The sequence below is a fragment of the Klebsiella sp. JB_Kp004 genome, assembly GCF_040065795.1.
Classification (GTDB): Bacteria; Pseudomonadota; Gammaproteobacteria; order Enterobacterales; family Enterobacteriaceae; genus Klebsiella; species Klebsiella quasipneumoniae.
The window spans coordinates 57,982-81,129 of sequence record NZ_JBEAKW010000005.1; the positions used below are offsets into that span (position 1 = coordinate 57,982).

20 protein-coding genes and 2 pseudogenes are annotated in these 23,148 nt (G+C 57.2%); 5 read left to right on the top strand and 17 right to left on the bottom strand.

Annotated elements, in window-relative coordinates:
* Positions 1 to 60: 60 nt before the first annotated feature.
* The 5 genes and pseudogenes from ABLX76_RS06310 to ABLX76_RS06330 all read right to left on the bottom strand — a co-directional run bounded on the left by ABLX76_RS06310 (position 61) and on the right by ABLX76_RS06330 (position 5,169).
* The gene (locus ABLX76_RS06310) at positions 61 to 1,293 is read right to left on the bottom strand and encodes an MFS transporter (RefSeq protein ID WP_032453255.1); all 1,233 of its coding nucleotides are present in this window, start codon (positions 1,291 to 1,293) and stop codon (positions 61 to 63) included.
* Between the two features lie 11 nt (positions 1,294 to 1,304).
* Positions 1,305 to 2,066 carry an ABC transporter ATP-binding protein gene (locus ABLX76_RS06315; RefSeq protein WP_023290094.1) on the bottom strand — a complete coding sequence of 254 codons (762 nt, stop codon included), beginning with the start codon at positions 2,064 to 2,066 and terminating at the stop codon, positions 1,305 to 1,307.
* A complete protein-coding gene (locus tag ABLX76_RS06320) occupies positions 2,066 to 3,103 on the bottom strand; it encodes an iron chelate uptake ABC transporter family permease subunit (RefSeq protein WP_032453250.1) in 1,038 nt (345 codons plus the stop codon). Before ABLX76_RS06320 ends, ABLX76_RS06315 begins: the two co-directional genes overlap by 1 nt.
* A complete protein-coding gene (locus tag ABLX76_RS06325) occupies positions 3,103 to 4,101 on the bottom strand; it encodes an ABC transporter substrate-binding protein (protein WP_065881309.1) in 999 nt (332 codons plus the stop codon). Before ABLX76_RS06325 ends, ABLX76_RS06320 begins: the two co-directional genes overlap by 1 nt.
* Positions 4,102 to 4,258: 157 nt before the next feature.
* Positions 4,259 to 5,169, bottom strand: a pseudogene (locus ABLX76_RS06330) (LysR family transcriptional regulator).
* Positions 5,170 to 5,265: 96 nt separating this feature from the next.
* Here ABLX76_RS06330 and ABLX76_RS06335 point away from each other — a divergent pair.
* The 4 genes from ABLX76_RS06335 (at position 5,266) to ABLX76_RS06350 (ending at position 11,255) form a co-directional block, all read left to right on the top strand.
* Positions 5,266 to 6,261, top strand: coding sequence for an NAD-dependent epimerase/dehydratase family protein (locus ABLX76_RS06335; RefSeq protein ID WP_065881313.1), 996 nt, complete (start codon positions 5,266 to 5,268; stop codon positions 6,259 to 6,261).
* Positions 6,262 to 6,358: 97 nt separating this feature from the next.
* On the top strand, positions 6,359 to 6,973 hold the full coding sequence (locus ABLX76_RS06340) for a TetR/AcrR family transcriptional regulator (RefSeq protein WP_065805468.1): 615 nt from the start codon (positions 6,359 to 6,361) through the stop codon (positions 6,971 to 6,973).
* 74 nt (positions 6,974 to 7,047) lie between these two features.
* Positions 7,048 to 8,157 (top strand): efflux RND transporter periplasmic adaptor subunit, encoded by a 1,110-nt coding sequence (locus tag ABLX76_RS06345; RefSeq protein ID WP_348874240.1) that lies wholly within the window; start codon positions 7,048 to 7,050, stop codon positions 8,155 to 8,157.
* Positions 8,154 to 11,255 carry an efflux RND transporter permease subunit gene (locus tag ABLX76_RS06350; RefSeq protein ID WP_348874242.1) on the top strand — a complete coding sequence of 1,034 codons (3,102 nt, stop codon included), beginning with the start codon at positions 8,154 to 8,156 and terminating at the stop codon, positions 11,253 to 11,255. Before ABLX76_RS06345 ends, ABLX76_RS06350 begins: the two co-directional genes overlap by 4 nt.
* A 49-nt stretch (positions 11,256 to 11,304) precedes the next feature.
* Here the strand turns inward: ABLX76_RS06350 and lldD are convergent, their stop codons facing one another.
* From lldD to ABLX76_RS06375, 5 genes are all read right to left on the bottom strand, one after another.
* Positions 11,305 to 12,489 (bottom strand): FMN-dependent L-lactate dehydrogenase LldD, encoded by a 1,185-nt coding sequence (gene lldD, locus ABLX76_RS06355; protein WP_348874244.1) that lies wholly within the window; start codon positions 12,487 to 12,489, stop codon positions 11,305 to 11,307.
* A 326-nt stretch (positions 12,490 to 12,815) separates the two neighbouring features.
* Positions 12,816 to 13,766: a spore coat U domain-containing protein gene (locus ABLX76_RS06360; RefSeq protein WP_065881323.1), complete on the bottom strand. Its 951-nt coding sequence runs from the start codon at positions 13,764 to 13,766 to the stop codon at positions 12,816 to 12,818.
* The gene (locus ABLX76_RS06365; protein WP_065881324.1) at positions 13,757 to 16,111 is read right to left on the bottom strand and encodes a fimbria/pilus outer membrane usher protein; all 2,355 of its coding nucleotides are present in this window, start codon (positions 16,109 to 16,111) and stop codon (positions 13,757 to 13,759) included. The genes ABLX76_RS06360 and ABLX76_RS06365 overlap by 10 nt, the downstream gene beginning before the upstream one ends.
* Positions 16,071 to 16,784 carry a fimbria/pilus periplasmic chaperone gene (locus ABLX76_RS06370; protein WP_074442548.1) on the bottom strand — a complete coding sequence of 238 codons (714 nt, stop codon included), beginning with the start codon at positions 16,782 to 16,784 and terminating at the stop codon, positions 16,071 to 16,073. The genes ABLX76_RS06365 and ABLX76_RS06370 overlap by 41 nt, the downstream gene beginning before the upstream one ends.
* A gap of 16 nt (positions 16,785 to 16,800) precedes the next feature.
* Positions 16,801 to 17,307, bottom strand: coding sequence for a spore coat U domain-containing protein (locus ABLX76_RS06375; RefSeq protein ID WP_074442549.1), 507 nt, complete (start codon positions 17,305 to 17,307; stop codon positions 16,801 to 16,803).
* 1,152 nt (positions 17,308 to 18,459) lie between these two features.
* Between ABLX76_RS06375 and ABLX76_RS06380 the strand changes: the two genes are divergently transcribed.
* Positions 18,460 to 18,657 carry a hypothetical protein gene (locus ABLX76_RS06380; protein ID WP_004203090.1) on the top strand — a complete coding sequence of 66 codons (198 nt, stop codon included), beginning with the start codon at positions 18,460 to 18,462 and terminating at the stop codon, positions 18,655 to 18,657.
* A 322-nt stretch (positions 18,658 to 18,979) separates the two neighbouring features.
* On the opposite strand, the gene ABLX76_RS06385 is transcribed toward ABLX76_RS06380, so the two are convergent.
* From ABLX76_RS06385 to ABLX76_RS06415, 7 genes and pseudogenes are all read right to left on the bottom strand, one after another.
* Positions 18,980 to 20,230 (bottom strand): site-specific integrase, encoded by a 1,251-nt coding sequence (locus tag ABLX76_RS06385; RefSeq protein WP_348874248.1) that lies wholly within the window; start codon positions 20,228 to 20,230, stop codon positions 18,980 to 18,982.
* The gene (xisR, locus tag ABLX76_RS06390) at positions 20,227 to 20,442 is read right to left on the bottom strand and encodes an excisionase family protein (protein WP_012967855.1); all 216 of its coding nucleotides are present in this window, start codon (positions 20,440 to 20,442) and stop codon (positions 20,227 to 20,229) included. Before xisR ends, ABLX76_RS06385 begins: the two co-directional genes overlap by 4 nt.
* Before the next feature lie 64 nt (positions 20,443 to 20,506).
* On the bottom strand, positions 20,507 to 20,746 hold the full coding sequence (locus ABLX76_RS06395; protein ID WP_004184543.1) for a DUF4060 family protein: 240 nt from the start codon (positions 20,744 to 20,746) through the stop codon (positions 20,507 to 20,509).
* A 7-nt stretch (positions 20,747 to 20,753) separates the two neighbouring features.
* A complete protein-coding gene (locus ABLX76_RS06400; protein WP_226330347.1) occupies positions 20,754 to 21,062 on the bottom strand; it encodes a hypothetical protein in 309 nt (102 codons plus the stop codon).
* Between the two features lie 146 nt (positions 21,063 to 21,208).
* A pseudogene (locus ABLX76_RS06405) lies at positions 21,209 to 21,670 on the bottom strand (DUF550 domain-containing protein); the annotation flags it as partial.
* On the bottom strand, positions 21,663 to 22,016 hold the full coding sequence (locus tag ABLX76_RS06410) for a hypothetical protein (protein WP_004184539.1): 354 nt from the start codon (positions 22,014 to 22,016) through the stop codon (positions 21,663 to 21,665). The pseudogene ABLX76_RS06405 and the gene ABLX76_RS06410, both read right to left, overlap by 8 nt.
* Before the next feature lie 34 nt (positions 22,017 to 22,050).
* The gene (locus tag ABLX76_RS06415; RefSeq protein WP_050887835.1) at positions 22,051 to 23,139 is read right to left on the bottom strand and encodes a RecT family recombinase; all 1,089 of its coding nucleotides are present in this window, start codon (positions 23,137 to 23,139) and stop codon (positions 22,051 to 22,053) included.
* Between the last annotated feature and the right edge of the window lie 9 nt (positions 23,140 to 23,148).

Sequence of the window (23,148 nt, forward strand, 5' to 3'; positions counted from 1 at the left end):
GGCTGGCCTCCGTGCGCTTCCCCCGGTTAACTTCCTGAGCTGGCCGTTGCCCGCTCAGCGTCAGGTTGCCGCCAGCGGGCGGCAGATCGCCCGCAGGGCCACGGCGCTGCACAACGGAAACAGCGCCAGCAGAAGCCAGGGATAGACCGCCTGCGGCGAGGGGGTGAGCGCCTGGTCCAGCATATGGCCGAGCAGCAAATTCCCGGCTAACACCGCGCACCCCCCCGCCGTGGCAAGCGCCCCGTAGTGGGCGCCCAGCGTCGACTCCTCGGCGAACAGCGGGATCAGATCCTTGGCTGAGGGCACCAGCAGCATCTGGCCGAGGGTGAGCAGCGTGACAAAGCAGGCCGACGGCAATAATCGCAGCCAGCCTTCGGCGGGCGACGAGGCGGCGAATAACGCCACGCTGACAAAAGAAGCCGACAGCAGCAGAAAGCCCACCGGCAGAATGCGCACGGCGCCAATACGTCGGGCGAAACGGGCGAGAGGAAGCTGCAGGGTAATAATCAATAGCGAGGCCAGCATAAAAAGCGGCGCCAGATCCTGCTCACGGCCGCCGGCGCGTTGGATCTCCACCGGCAGGGCGAGGTACAGCTGGTTATAGCTCAACAGCCATGAGCTGTAGGCGATAATAAACGCGACAAAGCGCGGCTGACGCAAAGGGGTCCACCACGGCACCCGGCTGCGCGTTTGTGTCCGCTGCCCGTCGGCGGGCAGACAGAAAAAGAGCACCAGCAGCGCCAGAAGAAATAGCCCCGCGCCGGCGAGGGCGATATGTCGAAAGCCGATCCCGCTCAGCAACCCTCCGGCCACCGGGCCGATAACCGCCCCCAGTTCACCGCACACTGCAAACAGCGCAAACCACTCGGCGCGGCTGCGTTTTCCGTTGGCCTGGCTGTGGGTACCGGTCCGCGCCAGCAGGGCCTCGATCGACGGAGAAAACAGCGCTCCGCCGACGCCGGTCAGGCAGGCGCCGAGGATAATAGGCTCCAGCGTTGTGCCGCACGCCAGCAGCAGATAGCCGGCGACGCGAACCACGCAGCCGGCGAGGATGATCGCCTTAGCGCCATAGCGGTCGGCCAGCGTCCCGCCGATGATAAACATGCCCTGCTGGGAGAAGGTGCGCAGCCCGAGGATCAGGCCGATAAGCCCGCCGGAGAGCAGCATCTCGTCGCGCAGGAAGAGGGCAAGGAAAGGGACGACCGCATAAAAGCCAATATTAAAAACGAACTGGCTTCCCAGTAAAACGGGAGGCCAGAGGGTCGCCGCAGGGCGCAGGGAGAAGAGAGGCATATACGCCAAACCTAAACGATGAAATGAATGTGCTTTTTACCGTGGTACGGGGAGATCTCGATTTTGGTTTTCACCCGGAAAACGTCCCACAGCAGCGCTTCGGACAAAATCTCCTCCGGCGTCCCGCTGGCGAGGATCTGCCCCTGCTGCATCACGATCAGCGAATCGCAGAACATCGCGGCATGATTAAGATCGTGAATGGCCACAATGCTGGTCACCGGCAGCTCGCTGATCAACTGCATCAGCTGCATTTGATGGTGAATATCCAGATGGTTGGTGGGTTCATCCAGCAGGATCTCGCTCGGGTTCTGCGCCAGGGCGCGGGCGATATGCACCCGCTGCCGCTCGCCGCCGGAGAGGCTCAGCCATCCCTGGTCGCTTTTCTCCAGCATCGCCACCCGCTGCAGCGCGGCGGTGACCGCCTCGTCATCCTGAGCGCTCCAGTTTGAGAACGGCGAGTGGTGCGGAATACGCCCCAGGCGCACGACGTCGCGCACCCGCATATTGGCCTCGGTCATGCCGTGTTGCTCGACGAACGCCACCCGGCGGGCGAGCTGCTTTTTCGCCATCCTGGCGATGTCCTGGCCGTCGAGGGTGACGCGACCCGCATCCGGGCGGCGCAGGCCCGCGAGAACCCGCAGCAGCGAGGATTTGCCGCAGCCGTTGGGCCCCAGCAGTCCCACCGTTTCGCCGCGCGACACCCGCAGCGAGACCGTGTTGACGATGACCTTTTTGCCTGCCTTCCAGGTGATATTTTCAGCGCAAATACTCATCACTTATTCCTTGAGCGGTAGATAATCACGGCGAAGAAAGGCACCCCAACCAGAGCGGTCACCACCCCGACCGGCAGACTTTGCGGGGCAATCAGCAGGCGCGAGGCAATGTCCGCCAGCACCATCAGGATCGCCCCCGCCAGCGCGCTGGCGATCAGCAACGTCCGGTGCAGCGGGCCAAAGAAGAAGCGCATCACGTGGGGCACCACCAGGCCGACAAAGCCGATCGAGCCGGCCATGCTGACGATGGTGGCGGTGATCACCGCCGCGGTGGTGAAGAGGATCAGGCGCACGCGCGGCACGGCAATGCCCAGCGAAGCGGCGGCATCGTCGCCGAAGGTGAACGCGTCCAGCGCCCGGGCATACCACAGGCAGACCGCCAGGCCCGCGAGAACCACCACCAGGACCAGCTGGAATTCGGGCCAGCGGACGCCGCTGAAGCTGCCCAGCAGCCAGAACATCACATCGCGCGCCTGCTGCGCGCTGGCGGAGGTGCTGATGGTGTAGGCCGTGAGAGCGTTAAATAACTGCGAGGCGGCGACGCCCGCCAGGATGGTGCGCTCATTGCCGCCGCGCGCGCCGTTGGTCAGAAAGGCGACAAAGGCGAAGGCGGCGAAGGCTCCGGCAAACGCCCCGGCGGAGAGGGAGATCGCCCCGGCGCCAAGGCCCAGCACCACGATTGATACCGCGCCGGTGGAGGCCCCGGCGGAGACGCCGAGGACGTAGGGCTCCGCGAGGGCGTTCTTCAGGAGGCTTTGCAGCACGGCGCCGCAGATAGCCAGGCCGGCGCCGCAGCAGGCGGCGACCAGGGCGCGGCTGAGGCGGAAATCCCAGATGACGCTCTCGTAGATCCGATTGAGAGGCACTGCGGTTAAGCCGGTTTTATTGCTGATAGCGTAAAAGACGTTGTGCAGCGGGATGGGCAGTTCGCCAACGCTGACGCCTACCGCTATCACCAGCGCCAGCACGAACACTGCCACGACGCACCAGCCGGTGAGCAGCATGCTGCGGCGCGTCTGAAGCACGGCGACGCTCATCAGTTAAGCCCCATTTTTCTCAGCTGTTCGCCCACCTGTTCCGCGCCGTAGAGGGTGCGGATGGTCGGATTCATCGCCTGGCCGTCCATCACCACGATATGGCCTTTTTTCACTGCCTCCAGCTGGCTGACGGCGGGATCGCTTTTGAGGAATTTGATCTTCTCCTCGGCCTTATCCAGCGCCCAGCGGTTACGATCCAGGCTTGAGACCACGATCACGTCCGGGTTGGCGGCAATGATGCTCTCCCAGCTCACCGTGGGCCATTCGGTCTCGGCGGTAATGGCGTTATGTCCGCCCAGCACGCTGGCGATAAAGCCGGAGGCGCTGTTTTTGCCGCCGACATAGGCATCGGCCGACGGCGAGGCGCTGGAGAACCAGAAGACGAAGGAGAGATCTTTTTTGCTTTTACCGAACTCCAGACGCAGGTCGGCTTCACGTTTTTTGAAATCGGCGATCAGCGCCTGGCCACGATCTTCCACGTTGAAAATGCGGGCAAAATCGCTAATTTCCTGATACAGCCAGGTCATGTCCCACAGCTTCTGCCGGCTGCCGTACATATCGCCGGTAGCCTTTTTGGTGGCGCACATCCCCGGCGACACGTAGCTGTTCACGCCGACGGTCGCGAGATCTTCACGCTTGGCGACTTTGCTTTCCGGCCCCAGCAGCAGCGGCAACTGGGCGGGAACGAAATCGGGATTTTGCGCCAGTACGGATTCCAGGCTCGGGATTTCCACCGTCAGGGTTTTAATCTTCGCGTTTTGCTCAGCCAGCTGCGGTAATACCCTGGTCGGCCAGAAGGCGCTGGCCACCACCTGCTTTTGCAGCCCAAGCAGCAGCAGGATTTCGACCGTATTTTGCCCCAGCGCGACCACGCGCTCCGGCGGCCGGGTGAAGGTCTCCTGATAGCCACAGTTTTCAATCGTCAGGGGGTAGGTTGTTGCCAGCGCGGAACTGACGGCGGTGAACATCAAGCCTAACGCGCAGAGGACCTTCTTCATTAAACGCTATCCTTGTAAACAGGCGAGTGGATGACCAGCAAATGGAAGTAATGCAAATGAAACTCATTATTGAGGCGGGGTTTTATACAATGCCGTATTTACAGTGTCAATGAGTGACTATTTCAGCAGGGAAGGAGTTACCCGCGAGGCGGGTGGCTCAGCGCGCCAGTGGGCCGCGAATATACGCCTGCAACCCTTCGGCGAGGAAATCAAATACTCGCTTACAGGCGGGGCTATGGCGCAGGTCCTCATGCATCACCAGCCAGGTCTCGAGATACAGAGAAAAGTCGGCCGCCAGCACTCGCCGCAGGGGAATGATGCCGTCGGCAAGGGGCGCCTGGCAGATGCCGATCCCCGCCCCGGCGCGGATCAGGCTCAGCTGGGCGAGGTCGCTATCGGTGCGCATCGCGAACGCCTCGCGCTGGAAACGGGGGTAGCGCTCAAGCGCCCGGCGAACGAGGGGCGTGGCGCTGTCGAAACCAATCAGCGCGTGGCCGTCAAGCTCCTCAGGCGTAGCGGGCCGACCCCGGCGGGTCAGATAGGCATCGGCGGCATGCAGCCGAGTTCGATCCTGCCGAGACGCCGCGCGATAAGCTGCTCCTGCTGCGGAGCGACCATCCGCACCGCGATATCCACCTCCCGGTGAAGCAGATCCTGAAACCGATTGGAGAGCATCAGTTCGATGACAATATTCGGGCAGACCTGCCTGAGCCGGGCAATCAGCGGCGGCAGCACCTCGGCGCCGACCACCTCGCTGGCGGCCACGCGCACCACGCCACGCAGATCGGTTCTGTCGCGACTAAAGTTGGCCGCCGTGCGTGCCAGCGCCCGGGCGGTGTTGGCCATCGCCTCGGCGTGCACCCGCAGCGCCAGCGCCGCGTCGGTCGCCAGCAGGCCGGTCTGCGAACGGGTAAATAAGGCCTGGCCGAGGGCGGCTTCCAGCCCGGCGATATGGCGCCCCGCCGTCGGCTGGGTGATGTTCAAAGTGCGCGATGCGCCCGATAAAGAGCCTTCCTGCAGGACGGCGAGAAAGGTTCGGTACCACTCCCAGGGAATAGAGGTATTCATACAAAAATGTATAGCCGCTCGATGATGATATGCAATTTCATTTGATATGAGCCGCAGGTAGGCTGTCAAGCATCCATTAGCGAACGGGGAAAGACGATGAACAGCAGCGGCAAGGTCCTTATTCTGGGAGCAAGCGGGGGCATCGGCGGGGAAGTGGCCCGCCGGCTGGCGGCGGACAACTGGCAGGTTCGGGCGCTGAAGCGCGGCGCCCAGGTGCGCGGCCCCGAGGAGGGGATGCAGTGGATAGCCGGCGACGCGCTGGATGCCGGGCAGGTGGCGGCGGCTGCTGCCGGTTGCGACGTGATCGTCCATGCGGTCAATCCGCCGGGCTACAGGCACTGGCGGCAGCAGGTACTGCCTATGCTGCGCAACACCCTGCAGGCCGCCGAACAGCAGCGGGCGTTAGTTGTCCTGCCCGGCACTGTCTATAACTATGGACCGGATGCCTTTCCGCTGATTGCGGAAGAGGCCGCACAACAGCCGGTGACCCGCAAAGGCGCCATCCGGGTGGAGATGGAGCAGGCGCTGGAGGATTACGTGCAGCGCGGCGGCCGGGCGTTGATTGTCCGGGCGGGGGATTTTTTTGGGCCGCGCGCCGGGAATAGCTGGTTTTCCCAGGGGCTGATCAAGCCCGGTCAGCTTCCCGGCGTCATTCGCCGCCCGGGGGCGATCGGCGTGGGGCATCAGTGGGCCTGGCTGCCCGACGTCGCCGCCACCATCGCCGCGCTGCTGGCCCGCAGGCATGAGCTTGAGCCGTTTGCCCGCTTCCATATGCAGGGCCACTGGGACCCGGACGGCAGCGAAATGAGCCAGGCGATCCAGCGGGTGGTCGCCCGCTATGGCGGCAGGGCGGTAGTAAAGTCCTTTCCCTGGTGGCTGGTGAAGCTGGCGGCGCCCTTCAACGCCACCCTGCGCGAAATGGTCGAGATGCACTATCTCTGGCGTCTGCCGGTACGCCTGCGCAACGATAAGCTGGTGGCTTTTTTAGGCGCGGAGCCGCATACCCCGCTCGATCGTGCCGTACATATGACGCTGCAAGGCCTGGGCTGTCTGCCCGCCGGCGCGATAAATAATGAGGCGCGTGAGGCGTAACGCGGCGAGAGAGAGGATCAGGGCGGGGCGTTATTGTGACCAAATCATAATAACGTCACTCGTTGTCAAACGATAGCGATCGCATTAAGCTAAACGGATGACGAAAAATACCTCCACCCCAGCAAGCCGTGGCCCCCTTGACCACAGCGTTCGCGACCAGATTCTTGACGCGGCCATGGCGCACTTTAGTCGCTATGGCTATGAAAAGACCACGGTCACCGATCTCGCCAAAGCAATAGGCTTTTCCAAAGCCTATATCTACAAGTTTTTCGACTCCAAGCAGGCGATTGGCGAGGCAATCTGCGCCAGCCGGCTGGAGAAGATCATGGTGGCCGTCAGCGAGGCCATCGCCGATGCCCCCTCCGCCAGTGAAAAGCTGCGCCGCCTCTTCCGGGCGCTGACCGAGGCCGGCAGTGAACTGTTTTTCGAGGATCGCAAACTGTACGACATCGCCGCCGTCGCGGCGCGCGATAAATGGCCCTCAACGGAGCAGTATGCCGGTCATCTGCAGCAGCTGATTGGTCAAATTCTTGTCGAAGGCCGCCAGGCGGGCGAGTTCGAGCGCAAAACTCCGCTGGATGAGGCGACCCTGGCGGTCTATATGGTGATGTGTCCTTTCATCAACCCGGTGCAGCTGCAATACAATCTCGACACCGCGCCTACCGCGGCGGTGCTGCTTGCCTCCCTGATCCTGAGAAGTCTCTCCCCCTGATTGGTGACTATTGACTTTATTGGTCACTCGTCTGAGAATGCGCTCACCAACCGGTCTTTTCATTAAGGTGACCCATGCTCAGGCTCAACGCCGTCCATTTTGCCGTCTGCCTCCTGCCGTTGGCCCTCACGGGCTGCGGCGAACCTGCCGATCATGACGATCCCCGCACGCGGCCGCCGTTGGTGCGGGTGGCCACCGTCGAGCGCGCGGAGGCCAGCTCGCGAGCCTTTACCGGCGTGGTGGTGGCTCGTACCCAAAGCGACCTCGGCTTCAGGGTGGCGGGAAAAGTCCTTGAACGGCTGGTAGAGACCGGGCAGAGCGTCCGGCGCGGTCAACTGCTGTTGCGCCTGGATCCGGCCGATCTTGCCCTGCAGGCGCAGTCCCAACAGCGGGCGGTCGACGCCGCGCGGGCACGAGCCAAAAAGGCGGCTAACGATCTGGCCCGCTATCGCGGCCTGGTGGCCAGCGGCGCCGTCTCGGCGGCGGAGTTCGATCAGATCAACGCGGCGGCAGAGGCGGCGAGAGCCGACCTCAGCGCGGCTCAGGCGCAGGCAAACGTGGCGCAAAACGCCACCGGCTATGCTGGACTGCTGGCGGACGCTGACGGCGTGGTGGTGGAAACGCTCGCCGAGCCGGGGCAGGTGGTCAGCGCCGGGCAGGTGGTGATCCGCCTGGCCCGGGCGGGGCAGCGCGAAGCGCGGGTGCAGCTTCCGGAGACGCTGCGCCCGGCGGTCGGCAGCGAGGCGCTGGCGACACGCTATGGCAGCGAATCTCAGCCGGTCACCGCAACCCTGCGCCTGCTTTCGGATGCAGCTGACGCCGCCACCCGCACCTTTGAAGCGCGCTATGTGCTGAACGGGGCGCTGGCGAACGTCCCGCTGGGGTCTACCGTAACCCTGCGCATCGGCAGCGACCACGGGCCAGGCGAGGTGCTGGAGGTGCCCCTGGCGTCGGTCTACGATCCGGGCAACGGCCCTGGCGTCTGGCGCGTTGCCTCCCGCCCGGCCACCGTCTCCTGGCAACCGGTGACGGTGATCGGCCTGAATGATGAAACGGCGCGGGTGACCGGTCCGCTGAAGCCCGGGGAGCCGATCGTCGCTCTGGGCGCCCATCTTCTGCACCAGGGCGAGACGGTGCGGCTGGCGGAACGACGCGAGCATACTGCCGTCGGGAGCCAGCCATGAGCGACGAACGTTTTAATCTCTCCGCGCTGGCCGTCCGTGAGCGGTCGGTGACCCTGTTTTTGATTATCCTTATTTCGGTCGCCGGGCTGGTGGCCTTCTTCGGGCTCGGGCGGGCGGAAGATCCGCCCTTCACGGTCAAGCAAATGACGGTCATCACCGTCTGGCCGGGCGCCACCGCGCAGGAGATGCAGGATCAGGTCGCCGAGCCGCTGGAGAAACGGCTCCAGGAGCTGAAGTGGTACGATCGCACCGAGACCTATACCCGCCCCGGGATGGCGTTAATCACCTTATCGCTGCAGGATCAGACCCCGCCTTCCGAGGTGCCGGAGCAGTTTTATCAGGCGCGCAAGAAGCTGGGCGATGAGGCGAAAAACCTGCCTGCCGGCGTCTCCGGTCCGATGATGAATGACGAATTCGCCGATGTCACCTTTGCCCTTTTTGCGCTGAAGGCGCGGGGAGAGCCGCCCCGGCAGCTGGTGCGTGACGCCGAAACCCTGCGCCAGCAGCTGCTGCATGTTCCCGGGGTGAAAAAAGTGAATATTCTCGGCGAACAGGCGGAGCGCATTTATCTCTCGTTTTCTCATGACCGTCTCGCCACCGTGGGGCTCTCGCCGGAGGCGATTTTTGCCGCGCTGAACAATCAGAATGTGCTGACCGCGGCCGGGGCTATCGAGACCCGTGGCGGGCAGATCTTTATCCGCCTCGACGGGGCGTTCGACCGCCTGGAGCAGATCCGCGACACGCCGATAATTGCCGGGGGCAGAACGCTGAAGCTCGCCGATATCGCCACGGTTGAGCGGGGGTATGAAGATCCCGCTACCTTCCTGATCCGCAATCAGGGCGAACCGGCGTTGCTGCTGGGGGTGGTGATGCGCGAGGGCTGGAATGGTCTGGCGCTGGGGAAAGCGCTGGACGCCGAAACGGACAGCATCAATCAGAGCCTGCCGCTCGGCATGTCGTTGGCCAAAGTGACCGATCAGTCGGTGAATATCAGCGCGGCGGTCGATGAGTTCATGATCAAATTTTTTGTCGCTCTGTTGGTGGTGATGGCGGTGTGCTTTGTCAGCATGGGCTGGCGCGTGGGGGTGGTGGTCGCGGCGGCGGTGCCGCTCACCCTGGCCGTGGTGTTTGTGGTGATGGCCGCCACCGGTAAAAACTTCGACCGCATCACCCTCGGGTCGCTGATCCTCGCCCTGGGGCTGCTGGTGGATGATGCCATTATCGCCATCGAAATGATGGTGGTCAAAATGGAGGAGGGGTACGACCGCCTCAAAGCCTCGGCTTACGCCTGGAGCCATACCGCGGCGCCGATGCTGGCCGGCACCCTGGTGACGGCGGTGGGCTTTATGCCCAACGGGTTTGCGCAATCCACCGCCGGGGAGTATGCCAGCAATGTGTTCTGGATCGTCGGTATCGCGCTGATTGCCTCCTGGATTGTGGCGGTGATTTTTACCCCCTGGCTGGGCGTGCACCTGCTGCCGGAGAGGAAGTCCGCGGCGGCGGGCCACGCCGCGCTGTATGACACCCCACGCTATCGGGGCTTTCGCCGGCTGCTGACCCGGGTTATCGCCCGCAAATGGCGCGTGGCCGCCGGGGTGGTGGTGCTGTTTATGGTGGCGTTACTGGGAATGAGCGTGGTGAAAAAGCAGTTTTTCCCCACCTCCGATCGCCCGGAAGTGCTGGTTGAGGTGCAGATGCCTTACGGGTCGTCGATTATTCAGACCAGCGCCGCGACGGCGAATATTGAGCGCTGGCTGCAGCAGCAGCCGGAGGCGAAGATTGTCACCAGCTATATCGGCCAGGGCGCGCCGCGCTTTTACCTGGCGATGGCCCCGGAGTTGCCGGACCCCTCCTTTGCCAAACTGGTGGTATTGACCGAGGGCCCGGCCTCTCGCGAGGCGCTTAAGCTGCGGCTGCGGGAGGCGGTGGCCAATGGCCTGGCGCCGCAGGCGCGGGTGCGCGTCACGCAGCTGGTTTTTGGTCCTTATTCGCCGTATCCGGTCGCCTGGCGGGTGATGGGGCCCGATCCGCATACCCTGCGCGACATCGCCGATCGGGTGAAATCGGTGCTGCAGGCCAGTCCGCTGATGCGCACCGTCAATAGCGACTGGGGTTCGCGCGTGCCGGTGATGCATTTCAGCCTCAATCAGGACCGGCTGCAGGCGAGTGGGCTCAGCTCCCAGGCCGTCGCCCGGCAGCTGCAGTTCCTGCTGTCAGGGATCCCCATCACCACCGTCCGGGAAGATATTCGCGCCGTGCAGGTCATCGGCCGCGCGGCGGGGGATATCCGTCTGGATCCGGCGAAAATCGCCGATTTCACCCTGGTGGGCAGCGACGGGCAGCGAGTTCCCTTGTCGCAGATCGGTGAAGTAGAGATCAGGATGGAAGAACCCCTGCTCCGTCGTCGCGACCGCACGCCGACCATTACCGTCCGGGGCGATGTCGCGGATAACCTGCAGCCGCCGGATGTCTCCACCGCGCTGATGACGTCGCTGCAGCCCATTATCGACTCCCTGCCGCTGGGGTATCGCATCGAGACGGCGGGGTCAATCGAGGAGTCCGGCAAAGCCACCCGGGCGATGGTGCCGTTATTTCCGATCATGATCGCCCTCACGCTGCTGATCATTATCCTGCAGGTGCGCTCCCTGTCGGCGATGGTCATGGTCTTCCTGACCGCCCCGCTGGGGCTGATTGGCGTGGTGCCGACGCTGCTGCTGTTCAATCAGCCGTTTGGCATCAATGCCCTTGTGGGCCTGATCGCCCTGTCGGGGATCCTGATGCGAAATACGCTGATCCTGATTGGTCAAATCCACCATAACCAGCAGGCGGGGCTCGATCCGTTCCATGCGGTGGTGGAGGCGACGGTGCAGCGAGCCCGTCCGGTTCTGCTGACCGCGCTGGCGGCGATCCTGGCGTTCATTCCGCTGACGCATTCGGTTTTCTGGGGGACGCTCGCCTATACGCTGATTGGCGGGACGCTGGGGGGAACCATCATGACCCTTATCTTCCTGCCGGCCATGTATGCGATCTGGTTCCGCATCCGCCCGGAGCGCCCGGCTGACGCAGCGCAACGGCCGGCGCTGGACCCGCAGGGGTAATTTCGGTTGCCGGGCCAAGGCACGCGGTCAGGCCCGGCCCCGGGCTGCGTCAGGCAGATAAGGATACCGGGACCGCACGGCTGCGCTGTTGATCTTTTTCCAGCCGGTCGAGGCAATCGAGGCTGATGGCCGAGGGGGAGGTGGCGCCGGTGAGGGTCATGGTGACCTTCATATCCTCGGCAAATAAGCGCAGCAGGTGCGCCACGCCCGCTTCGCCCGCGGCGGCCAGGGCATAAATATAGGCCCGACCAAGCAGGACCCCCTTAGCGCCGAGGGCGAGCAGGCGAATAACGTCCACGCCGGAGCGCACTCCGGAGTCGGCAAGGACCGTCAGATCGTCGCCGATCGCCTCCGCCACCCGCGGCAGCGCCCGGGCGGTGGGGATGGCGCCATCGAGCTGTCTGCCGCCGTGATTGGAGACCACAATGCCGTCGGCGCCCAGCCGCACGGCATTGCGCGCATCCTCGGCATCAAGGATCCCTTTGATGATCAGCTTTCCTGGCCAGCTGTCGCGGATCCACTCCAGATCGTGCCAGGCGATGGACGGGTCGAAGTTGTTGCTGATAAACCCCATATAGTCGTCCATGGTCATTTTGTGGCCGGTATAGGCTTCGATATTACCGAACGACAGAGGCCTGCCCGCCAGGCCGACGTTCATTGCCCAGCGCGGGTGGGTGCAGGCCTGAAGATACTGTCGCAAGGTGGCGTGCGGCCCGGACATTCCTGAGCGGTTGTCCCGATACCGTGAGCCGGGGATCGGCATATCGACAGTGAATACCAGGGTTTTCATGCCGGCGGCCCAGGCGCGCTCCAGCGCGTTACGCATGTAGCCGCGATCTTTCAGGACGTACAGCTGGGACCAGAGCGCGCCGCTGGCGTGGCTCGCCACCTCCTCAATGGAGCAGACCGACACGGTGGACAGCGTGTAAGGGATCCCGGCGCGGGAGGCGGCGCGGGCCGCCTGGACTTCGCCGCGGCGGGCATACATGCCGGTGGCGCCGACCGGCCCCAGCGCCACGGGCATCGCCCACGGGGCATCAAGGATGGTGGTGGCCAGCGTCGGTTCACCCGCCCCGCACAGCACGCGCTGGCGAAGGGCGACAGAGGCAAGCTCGGCGGCATTGGCGTTCATGGTATTTTCCGCCACCGCGCCACCGTCAATATAGTCAAAAAGGAAACGGGGCAGACGGCGACGAGCGGCTTCGCGATAATCGCTGGGGGCTGAAACAATCATAATTATATCCTTACGTCTTTTAACCTAAGTGGATGTTCTGCAGGCAAAAAAACTATAGGCTTCTTAAAATCGTTGGGGAAATGAAATATTAGCATCTCAGCCATTCCCTAATGGAATAATCTTGATTTGTCGCTTAAAGGGTTATTTCTTTTTTTTACCCTTCGGCGTTCGCGTTATTTTTTACGCCAGGCAGGGTGCGCAATAAACCCACCCTTCGTCATCGCCATGTAGGGGAAGAGAGGTGTCTTGCTGGATACGGTCCAGAAACCATTAAAAGGCTCAATAGATAATGTCGGTTTTCTGCTATCGACTCGTAACGAGAAATCTTAATAGCTCAGAGTAACCACCACCGTGTCGGTATAGGTTCCTGCCGCAGGCCAGTTTTGCGCAGGAATATTACCGTAAACCGTGAGTAACTGATCGTTACCGGTGGTTGATGTCTGGTTCTGCACCCTGTCGCTGTCATTCCAGGGTGTCGTATGGCCCGCATCCTGATAAAGATTGTAGCTGACGCAACTGGAACCCTGGCACACCTGTCTGCTTGTGCCGTTATTATGCATACCTTCACCAAGCGCGACGGTAAAATTAGTATTCACCGGGCATCGGATGGCGATATTAGCGGTGGCATCACCACGTAACTGACTGCTGGTAGCCGGGCTTTTGCTCCCAAAATCAAGTGGATCCACACTGACCAGTTCACAGCCATTTTTGACGGTCGCCTGGGCCTCAATGCTTGATGACAGAATGGTACCGCTCATGGTTGAGCAGGATGGCAGAGCATTGTTATCGGCGTTATCGCTGTACTTTACCGTTGCAGGTGTGCCGGCGTCGTAATAGTCGCCGGCCTGAAGTCCGCTTTGTCCAGACGGTATTTTAGCAACCAGGTTGATGTAAAACGTGTAGTTGGTTTGCCCGCCATCCAGAAAGATGTTCCGTTCAGCAAACGCACCACTGTTTGCGCCAATATCGGTACTCAGATCGTCAGCTGAGTAGACGAGATAAGACAGCGGGGCCCCTGATGGCACCGTATTCATCTGGGGGGGGGCGGTATTCGTCAGATTCATACACAGGCGTACATACCTCGGTGTTGAATCGTAATTATTACACTGGAATTCGTGCGCCTGGTTGGTCTGAGCCATCTCTCCCGCTGTTACCGTACCGAAACTAAATTTCGCCGGGCTTATGGACCGACACTCTGCGGCATAAGCGCGGGGGGAATAGTGAGATACCAGCAAGAATCCCGCACAGGCAAACAGAATGACACGCACTACTGGCATAGAACTTTCCTTTTGATAATAGTCTGACTGCCGACAGCCTCGGGTAAACGGATCTGGCACTGTCCGCTGTCCCAGCTCACAATGGCTTTCCCCTTTTGCGGTGGATCTTCCAGATAGATATTGCCGTCATAACCGACAATCGTCTCGGTTGTTCCCCGGCGCGGCGTATGGCTCTCGCTATCCTTGATCTGTACCTGGGCCGAGAAGGGCACCGGTTTGCCCTGGGCATCATGGGCCAGCAGCAGTATCGCCTTCGTCTGATATACCTCAAAGGTTGTCAACGCCCCCCCTTTTCTGCGGGGGATGGCAATCTGACTGGTGTAAGGAGCCCGGTAATCCGGCGGCAGATTTAAAGCATCTATATCAACATTGTTCTTTTGATACGCGAGCAGGTTGGTCAGGAACAACCGACCATTACTGTCTGTTTTACCCACCAGTCTGTGTTCCAGGCGGACAGGAATATCTGCCACCCCTTCGGTATCTACCATCAGGAAAGCCTCGCCAAGATCGCGGGTCGCATAAAGCCCACCCATAAACAGGCCTACCGCACCGGACATTGATGCGTAGTAGTCAGTCTCCTGACCGTAATTATTGATGCCAGCTTCCATATCGCTCCAGGTATTCCTGCGCTGAACGCTGGCATGCTGGTTATCATTTTGCCCATTACGCACAGAAGCATTCCATCCCCATCCCGGACGGTTTGACTCCAGGCTACGGCTGAGGCTGACCTGCTCGCTATTGCTGTGATTATCATGGTTATGCTGCAGCGTCAGATAATCCCGACTGGTAAACAAAGGAATGGTGAGATTGACGTAAAAGGTTTTATCACGCTCTTCTTCCAGTGACTGGGTAAAACTTGTGGCTAAGATCACGCGTTCTGAAAATGACTTTGACCATGAAACGCCCACATAGCGGGAGCGCTGATCGGTATATTGCTGGTTGATCCAGCTTGCGCCGAGCGTGCCAAGGGAAGGAAATGCCCAGCTGAGAAAGGCGCTGTCTTGCCGCGTGGCCAGTGTCGTATCCGCCAGAGCAGTAATATCGCGAAAAGTTCTCTCCCGCTGGGTATGATTGAGTGAAACATTGAAATAACGATCGTTCCATTGCCATCCTGCTCCCCACTGCAGCCCGTCATCATTCCGATAGCGTCCCCAGGAAAGGTCGAGATGAACCAGACCCAGCGTCGGGGATAACAAATAATTAGCGCCGGCGCCGAGATTATTCAGATTAGCGCCCTGTTCAGTATGTGATTCGAAGGTGAGCTGGTTCGTAGCGCCATACCGCCAGTCGCCGACGCCAATAAATTCAGTGTCATAACTGAATGAACGGACGCTGTAGTCTTTTCTCACCCAACCGGCGTTTAATCCCCACGTATGCAATCCCTGAGTCAGCAGGCGGTTGGTTCCGTAAAGTGCAAGGTCCACCACACGTTGCTGGCCGTTGATATCGGTAATAACCACCTGCGCGCTTCCATTGCCGGAGAGAACCGGCGCAGTATTCAACGTAAACTGACCGGGCGTAACCTGCTGAGAGGATGTTCTAATCCCCTGAATATACAGATCCACCGTTGACGGCATGGTAACGGAGTCGGTTAAAATATCTCGAGTGGAAGTATTGACGCTGGGCTGCAGGGTATAGTTGCGAGTCAGGCTAATGCCACCGAACCGCACGCTGTTAGACCAGGTCTGGCTGGCCGTGTAATTATCCCCGACGGTCAGGCTGAGTAATTTATCAATATTTTCCCAGGTCCAGCTGGTCATTAATCGTGTTGTGCCGGTGTCCTCTCCGGAATAGCTTTGGCTGGCAAAGCGACTGTTGAATGAACTGGAAAAGTGGCCCGGACTCAGACCAAACGTACGAAATTCTGAATACGCCGTCAGGTATTGATTGTCGCTATTATGGCTGGCGAAAAGATTATAATTAAGCGCCACACCGCTGACCTCTCTGGACAGCTGATCTTCATGGATAAATTGTGCATCCTGACGCGCGCTGAGGTGCTGAAAGCCGGTCAAACGAGTGCTGTCGGCAGTGATGAGCAGGGCCTGGTTTAAATCATCATAGCGGTAACTTAGCCCATGTTTTTGCTGGAGTTCAATATATTCTCCCGAAACAGGAAGATCGTCGGTCCGTATAGGTATGCCTTGCGCATCGGATGCCATAATGCTCAGACGTTCTCCCTGTTTTTTTACCGGGATCAGGCCAGTAACAGGTGAACCATTCACACTGATTGTGAGGTACAGCAACCCCTCGTCTGTAGATGCTCCGCAGACAAGGGGGGAAAACAGCAGCGCGGAAAAGAAGAAGTTACCGTGTAAGGTTAATTGTTTTATTAGTCTCATTATCATTTATAGTCACGGATAAAGACGTCCCTTTATTCATCCCTTTAGGCAGGAACCACGACATTTCACTTCCGGGGAGAACATATCCCATTAGTCCTGGATTAATGACAAGTTTTTTTTCTGCTGATATCAGGGAAACATTACTTAATTTGATATGCTGAGCATTGGTGTTTTTTATGAACAGACGCGGTGTCGCCCCACTGGTATCTAATGATGCACGAATTTTGCTGATGTCAGTTTTTGTCTCCGAACATGACAAAAAGACCGGTATGGAGTAACGCAGCAAAAATTTTACCTGACTGGTTGAAGTATTTGATTTAGTGTCAGGTAATTCATCGACAATTAAACGATAAGCCTGTTCATGCCCCTTGCTGTTGCCAGGTATAATGAGTCTGACAAGTTGTTGCTTACCTGCAGGAATAGCGGCAATAGGGGGGCTGCTGATTATGTCCTGGGTCGGGGTAAGTACATCATTATTGTTTTTTTGCTGCCAGAGATAGAGGCGCATCTGGGTACCAATTGGCGCAGGACCGGTATTTTTGATATATATCGGCCGCGCCGCTTGACCCTGGCAGAAGTTCACGGTGACGGGGTACATCTGTAAACTTGCGGCATATGAAAATACACTCAACGAGCAACCAAAAAAAACGGAAAATGAAGATAAAAAACCAAATTTCATATGCGCAGCCTGAGTCTTAGTAAGTAACTTGCAAAGTAACGGTATCGGTATACGTGCCTGCAGCAACATTACTTAGCGCCGCGTTTCGTATTTTCCCGTAGATTGGAATGACCTGAGCGGCACCCGTTCCGGTTGAAGCAGAGGCGCTAACCTCAGAATCTGAAGGGAGCTGTTGGGCCAGAGGTTGTGAACCGGCATTATCCAGGTAGAGCACATACGCTGCAGTATTGGTACCCGCGGTGCCAGAAGCATTTGTTAATTCATAGGTATGTGCGCTGTCAGAGGTCAAAATATAGGGGGTGCCAGCGGTACAGGTGACGGAGGCATTGGTCTGGCCTTCAATGTTGGTATCGCCGATAGCATGCGTACCAAAATCGAGGGGATCAACGGCAAGAATACAGGATGATTCTACTGTCAGGGTAACATCAAGGTTTGCCGTAGCGGTGGTGGCCGCATTAGCAAAAGCACTGCATAATAATCCCGCCGAGCCTAACGCAAAGACAACAAGACTTTTACGATTCATATCGACCTCATAGCATTAACATGTGATGAAATAATTTTTTAATAAACCATTGAAATACCCACATATGAAAAGTGGCCAATTCACTAAAAGGGCACCAGATGCCTCCATGATAAACGCCGCGGACGAAGCAAAGCGTCGTTTTCATCCTCAGAACCCTACATTCAGTACCTGGATAAATTGCTCACGAGGTATAATATTGCACAACTTCGTTACATTGCCACAACATTTGAAAAAAAACTATCATGTTTTTTTTTGTAATTATATTAATATGATATAATTTGCATTGCTAACTATCATGATGGGCTCCTCCTCTGAGTAGTGTTTTCGCTCGTTCATCATGGTGTTAGGTGATGTCACAGGTAGTGCAATTGTTCGCAGAAAATAGAAGACGATGCCATTATGGCCTTACTATTAGTCATAAGCATTGCGCTATGCCTGGAAAACGACGCCACCAAGTGTTTGAAGGGCTCAGGCGTAAATCTAATCTAGAAAAAATGGTGTTAATTATGGTTAATCACCCCAAAATATTCTTTTTGTGGTTGCTTTGGGGTATGTGTTTTTTTGGAATGAAAAGTAATTATGGTATTTATAGGCGTCTTTCTTTTATTTCTAAAAAGCACTTGTTGCGATATTATGTAATATTAATGATGCCCCTGTGGAATATGAGTTTTTTGGGGCATTATCAGGGATAATAAAATAGGATGCAAAATGATATATGATTGGTTTGAAAAGTCCCCCATCCTGCGTGGGCGCGCCAGTATAAGACGTTTTACAAAACATAGACGCAAACCTGACGAGAGCGCATGGTGGCCGGGAAAAGCGCGCAGAAATAATTCCTCCTCGTCCACCACCGGCGGCGATCATCCCCTGCAGCATCTACCCGGTGTACCCGGCCATGCGAGACATATCGGCCGTCTTCGCCTCCACGCCTTCGTCAGGACACCATTTTCGGGCGGCATGAAGGACCGCCTGCGTTTTAAGCCTGTTAATTATGCATTAGCGTTACCTCTTTATAATCATCAGGTTATTTGATATCGCCCGAATGGCGATGTTGTTCGCATGTTTTCCGGCATATGCCAATCAGGTAAATATGAAATGGAGCAGTGGCTATCTTTTGCTAGCCTTTCTGAGGAGGACAGACGGAGCGACACCATGAAAGATAAAGATGAACAAACGGCATTGATTGGCATGGCTATCGGCGCGGCGGTCATTAGCTTAGTGGCGACCCAAAAGCAGATTAATCAGGGGAGTATCGTGGATGAGCTGGTGCGGCTGGGCAGACAGAAGGGGGATGGGGTGGAGGATGAGGTCTTTGTCCAGGCCGCCCGCCTGGTGAGAAAAGGGACCTAGCCAACCGATAGCCTTCCTGACTACCCGTTTCATCGCGGTTTACATCCCCCCCGATCGCGGCCACGTCCCCGCCAGGCCGCGACCGCCCCTTTCGAAAGCGTCGCGCCTTGACGCTTTCTTCTCACGCTTTCTCATTTCGCAGACCAGCGCCTGTTCAGCGCGCATGGCCGCTTAGTGACGCCGTCACTTTTTCCGTTTCTGCACCAGGGTGAATTAGGAAGGTGGTCTGCTGCTATCGCATAAATCGGTATTAACTTTACTGGTTTGTTTTAAGTTATTGATATTATTTTAAAATTTTATCATGTTTTTAGTCTTGGGGGCATTATAGGGACATCTTTGCGAATTTGCTATCGAGTAGCCCGACCTGATCTTCGTCCATATCGCCAATCCATTTTGAATAAACGGTATAAACCATTTTGGCATTTTCATGCCCCATTTGGCTGGCAATGAACGAGGGATTTGCTCCGGCAGATAAAGACCAGCATGCATAGGTATGCCTTGACTGATAAGGGTCGCGGCTTCTCAAATTCGCAAGCATCATCCCTCTTTTCCAGCTGTAAGATATTGAACCTCGGGAATAGAACCCGGCCTTACTCTTCGATTGAGGTTTTGGGCGAAACACGAAGCGAAGAGCCTGCTGCTCAGATTTTCCTATCTCCCTGTGATGGAAAACGATATTAGTCGCGTCAAGATGACCAGTTAGCTCAAATTGTTCCCGTAATGCTTCGAGCGCTGGTTTTAGGAGAGTGATTGTACGGACACCAGCCTTAGTCTTTGGCGGGCAAAACGTTCCCTTTTGCGTGACGTTGCGGCTTACGTAAATCTTCCCGTTTTGGAGGTCTACATCCTCCCAGGCGAGCGCACAAATTTCACCGTGACGGAGTCCTGTAAAAATCGCAACCCGCCAAATTCTTGCGTGATATTCCGTAATTGCGTTAATAAATAGCTCATACTCATCTTGAAGCAATGGATCCGGAACGGTTTTTTCCTTTTTTAATGGACGAATATTCTCGTAAGCCGCATGGGATACAAACTTGCTCTGGTGGGCAAACTTGAGCATCAGACATAGCGCATTAATGCGAAAATTTACCGTACTAACGGCTCTGCCAGTCTTGTTCAGCCAAGGGGAATCATCGTGGATAACAGCGCCGTAAAGAAGCTCTCTACGGCAGGCCAGGATGTCGTGATGCTGGATATCCTTAATCAGCGTGTTTTTACCGATGATCCGAGTGAGGACCCTCAGCATTGATTTGAGATTGAAGTAGGATGACTCTGCAATCTCAAGCCTTTTATTTTCAAGGAAAAGATTGCAGAGGTCGTCAAATGTTTCTACCGATTGAACCTCCCCGCCAAATGTCTTCGATTTCGACTCAGGGAACCGACTTGCATATTCGAAAGTCCCCATTTGTATCTCGCCAGTTATTGCAGCTCTAAGATTTCCTGCTTTTTTGATGTTGGCATTGTTAACAGTCCATCCCTTGAGTGTTTCCCTGCAGCGTTTGCCGCGAAAGAGAAACCAAATCCTGATTTTTCCATTGTGAATTTCTACACCAGTAGGTAATGCCGTCATCATGCGTCCTGTACGAGCTGATTTATCTTGGGTAAGTTGTACCAAATGACAGCGCGCTCTTTGCATGCGCCTTCTGTCTGGGGAAGCCTTTTGAAATGGACGCCTTCGATCCATGATCCAAGTCGATAACTTTTTATCTGCCTTTGCGTGAGTCCAGTTCTCTCGGTCAGGCGAGATTCAACGATCCATTCTTCATTAAAAACGACCTGTGCCATAAACACCTCACAGGCGGCAGACCGAGTTTAAGCTGGCCTGCCGCGTCGAATTGATAATTCGATATCAGGAAACCTGACCGGGTAAATGCCGGAGCCGCCGGGCGCAGTTCATGGCCGTGGCCACGTAGCTGCAATTCCTATTAACGACCTCAACAGTGATTTTTGTGCCCTGAACCACGACGGTATAGGTCCGCTTCATTTTCTGCCTGCCATAATCGCCATAGAGCTCAACATGTTTTGCCAGCGCGGCATCGCACGCCTGGCGGCCCAGCGGTGATTGTTTGCTTCGGTTAATCAGTCGCATATTCACCTCACACAAAAACATCAACTGGGTCGCCAGCTGCGCGCGCGTTGTCGTTCGCTTCCCGGCGGAGGCCGAGAACATAGCCAACGGGATCCCAACAGGACAGGATTGCATTAAGTTCTTTCTGACTGTGCCAGGTTGTCAGGCGTTTTTTAAGCTCGGTGGCGCAGGCACGCACGTTCGCCCGGGTGGGGCCGGCCATCTTCATGCACAAGCACAATGTCAGAAGCAGATCCGAATATTCGTCGGCGGCTGCGCGCAATGCTGCCGGGTCGATGCTGGCTTCCAGCTCGGGCAGGCGGTTTTTCAGGCTCATTTGGCACCTCCCTTACGACGAAGAGCCATTCTCAATCTGTTTTTCTCCAGTCTGGCTTTGCGTTGTGCGGGCGTTTCACGTTCGCGAGCGCGCGCATTTGATTCACGATTACGGCGGCGCCTGGCGTTGAGTGATTCGTCTTCGCTTCGTAAATGCATCCGAGGTTCCCCGTCCTTTGGCTCGGGCCAATGGCGCGCCTTATTTACCGCGAGCTTATCGATCATCGCTTGGGTAATCTGCTCGTCAGTGATTCCCGCTCTGCGCTGGGCATCCCACATCAGGAACTGCATATCAGCCCATTCGCTGTGGTCGTTAGGTTCCGCGGCAGCTTCAAGCGCTTCTATGCTGAGGTGTTTCAGTGGGCCAGCCGGACCAACATTGCCGAAGGTGGCATGTGACCATTCAGCGTGTTCTCCGCGAACCTGATTGCGAGCAAATGAGAACTCCCCCATCAGCGCTGCCAATGCGATTTCAGTAATACGCAAATACATGGCTGCGCGGGACGGATTGCTGAATTCACCCTCTTTTAAAAACCTCGACATTTCCGCCACGTCAGCACGGCACACGGCGATTAATTGCTCATTAGTGAAGGTGGCGATATCAGTCATTCCAGGCCTCCAGCTCGTTCTCTATTTCGTCGTCTATTTCGTCGTTGGTGGCTTCTTCATTCAGGTAGTCGCGAGCTTCTTTGAGATAATGCTCTCGACGCCAGTCGTACCATGCTGAGAACTCTGGCGACCAGCCATTCCTGTCACCCACATCAGCGAAAAAATCGTGCATTGCGTTGTTGTAGGCCAAGTTTTCAACCATGCAATACGCCGTAGTCAGTGCCGCCTCACGGATGTAACCGCGGAGATCGCGCTTGTGCCAGTAGGGGCTATATTTCGAATCGCAGCGCCCTTTGAATTCAACTTTCCAGCGGCGTATGCATCGCGCGTTAAGTGATTTGCTCATATAGTTACCGGGAGGGCGAACCCTCCCGCCTCCCTTAGCCCACGTATTCCGGTTTCATGTCGTCCAGGGTGATGCGGAACTGGTCATACAGTTCATCGCCCAGGTAACGTTTGGCGGTATTGAGAACACCTTCGGCTTTAGCAAACGATTCTGCGGCTTCCGGATCTCCAGGATTTGGCAGTGAATTGATAGCCGCTTCCACCCGGTTACGGTGATCAGCCAGGTGATATTGACGAACGGCTTTATTTTTCAGTTCCGTGTATAGCGCGGTACCAAGTGTTGGTTTTTGGGTTTCGATGTCGCCACGGATTGCGCTTGCCTGGTCGACTGTCACTGCTTTTTCAATGCGGTCACGCAAATCGTCGGCTAACTGATCGATATTTTTGGTTGATTCCTGTGCACTGGCTGATGTTCCCGCACTGCTGGCAATCTCATCAATGGTGACCCTTTCAACAGACGAGGGGTTGATCACCTTCTCCTCACGCTCATCAATTTCATCGGCGGTATAGACACCGAGGATCACATCCGGGCAGTACAGTCGCGCCCAACGTTTAACGGCGAGATAGGCCAGTTGCTGGCGGGGGTCGCTCGCCCACAGTGTAGAGTTGCGGACTTGTGCCTGCGAAAGCATCAGCACAAGCTCGCGAGGTTCTGATTCTCCTTTGAGGGTTGCCCAGGCGCGAACGCCCACGCCAGCTTCATCTTTCAAATTCCAGCCTGGTGCGATGTACTTTTTGTTCTGGCTGCTTGTCTTCTCCACGAAGCGTCCAACGATGTTTTCCCATGCCCCAAACCATTCAAAGTGAATACGGTCTTTTGTCGGAGCCATGGTATTGATCACAGCGTTAACCAGTTGCGCTTCATAACCAAGAACACCTGAATTACCAACGATGAAAGTCTTTTGCGCTACAGCGAAAGGATCCATTCCCCAGCGCGCGGCCTGCATCACAACAGCCATGCACGCATCTGGTTTCCCACGATAATGCTCAGGCACGAAGTTGCCACTATTGGCCATTACTTCCGAGAGCGTGCGCAGGCGGTTGAACAATTCACCGTTCGTCAGGATAGAAACGTTGTCGATCTTCTGGGTCTGGTTTTCAGTAGTTGCGACTAAATTGGACATTGTTGTTCC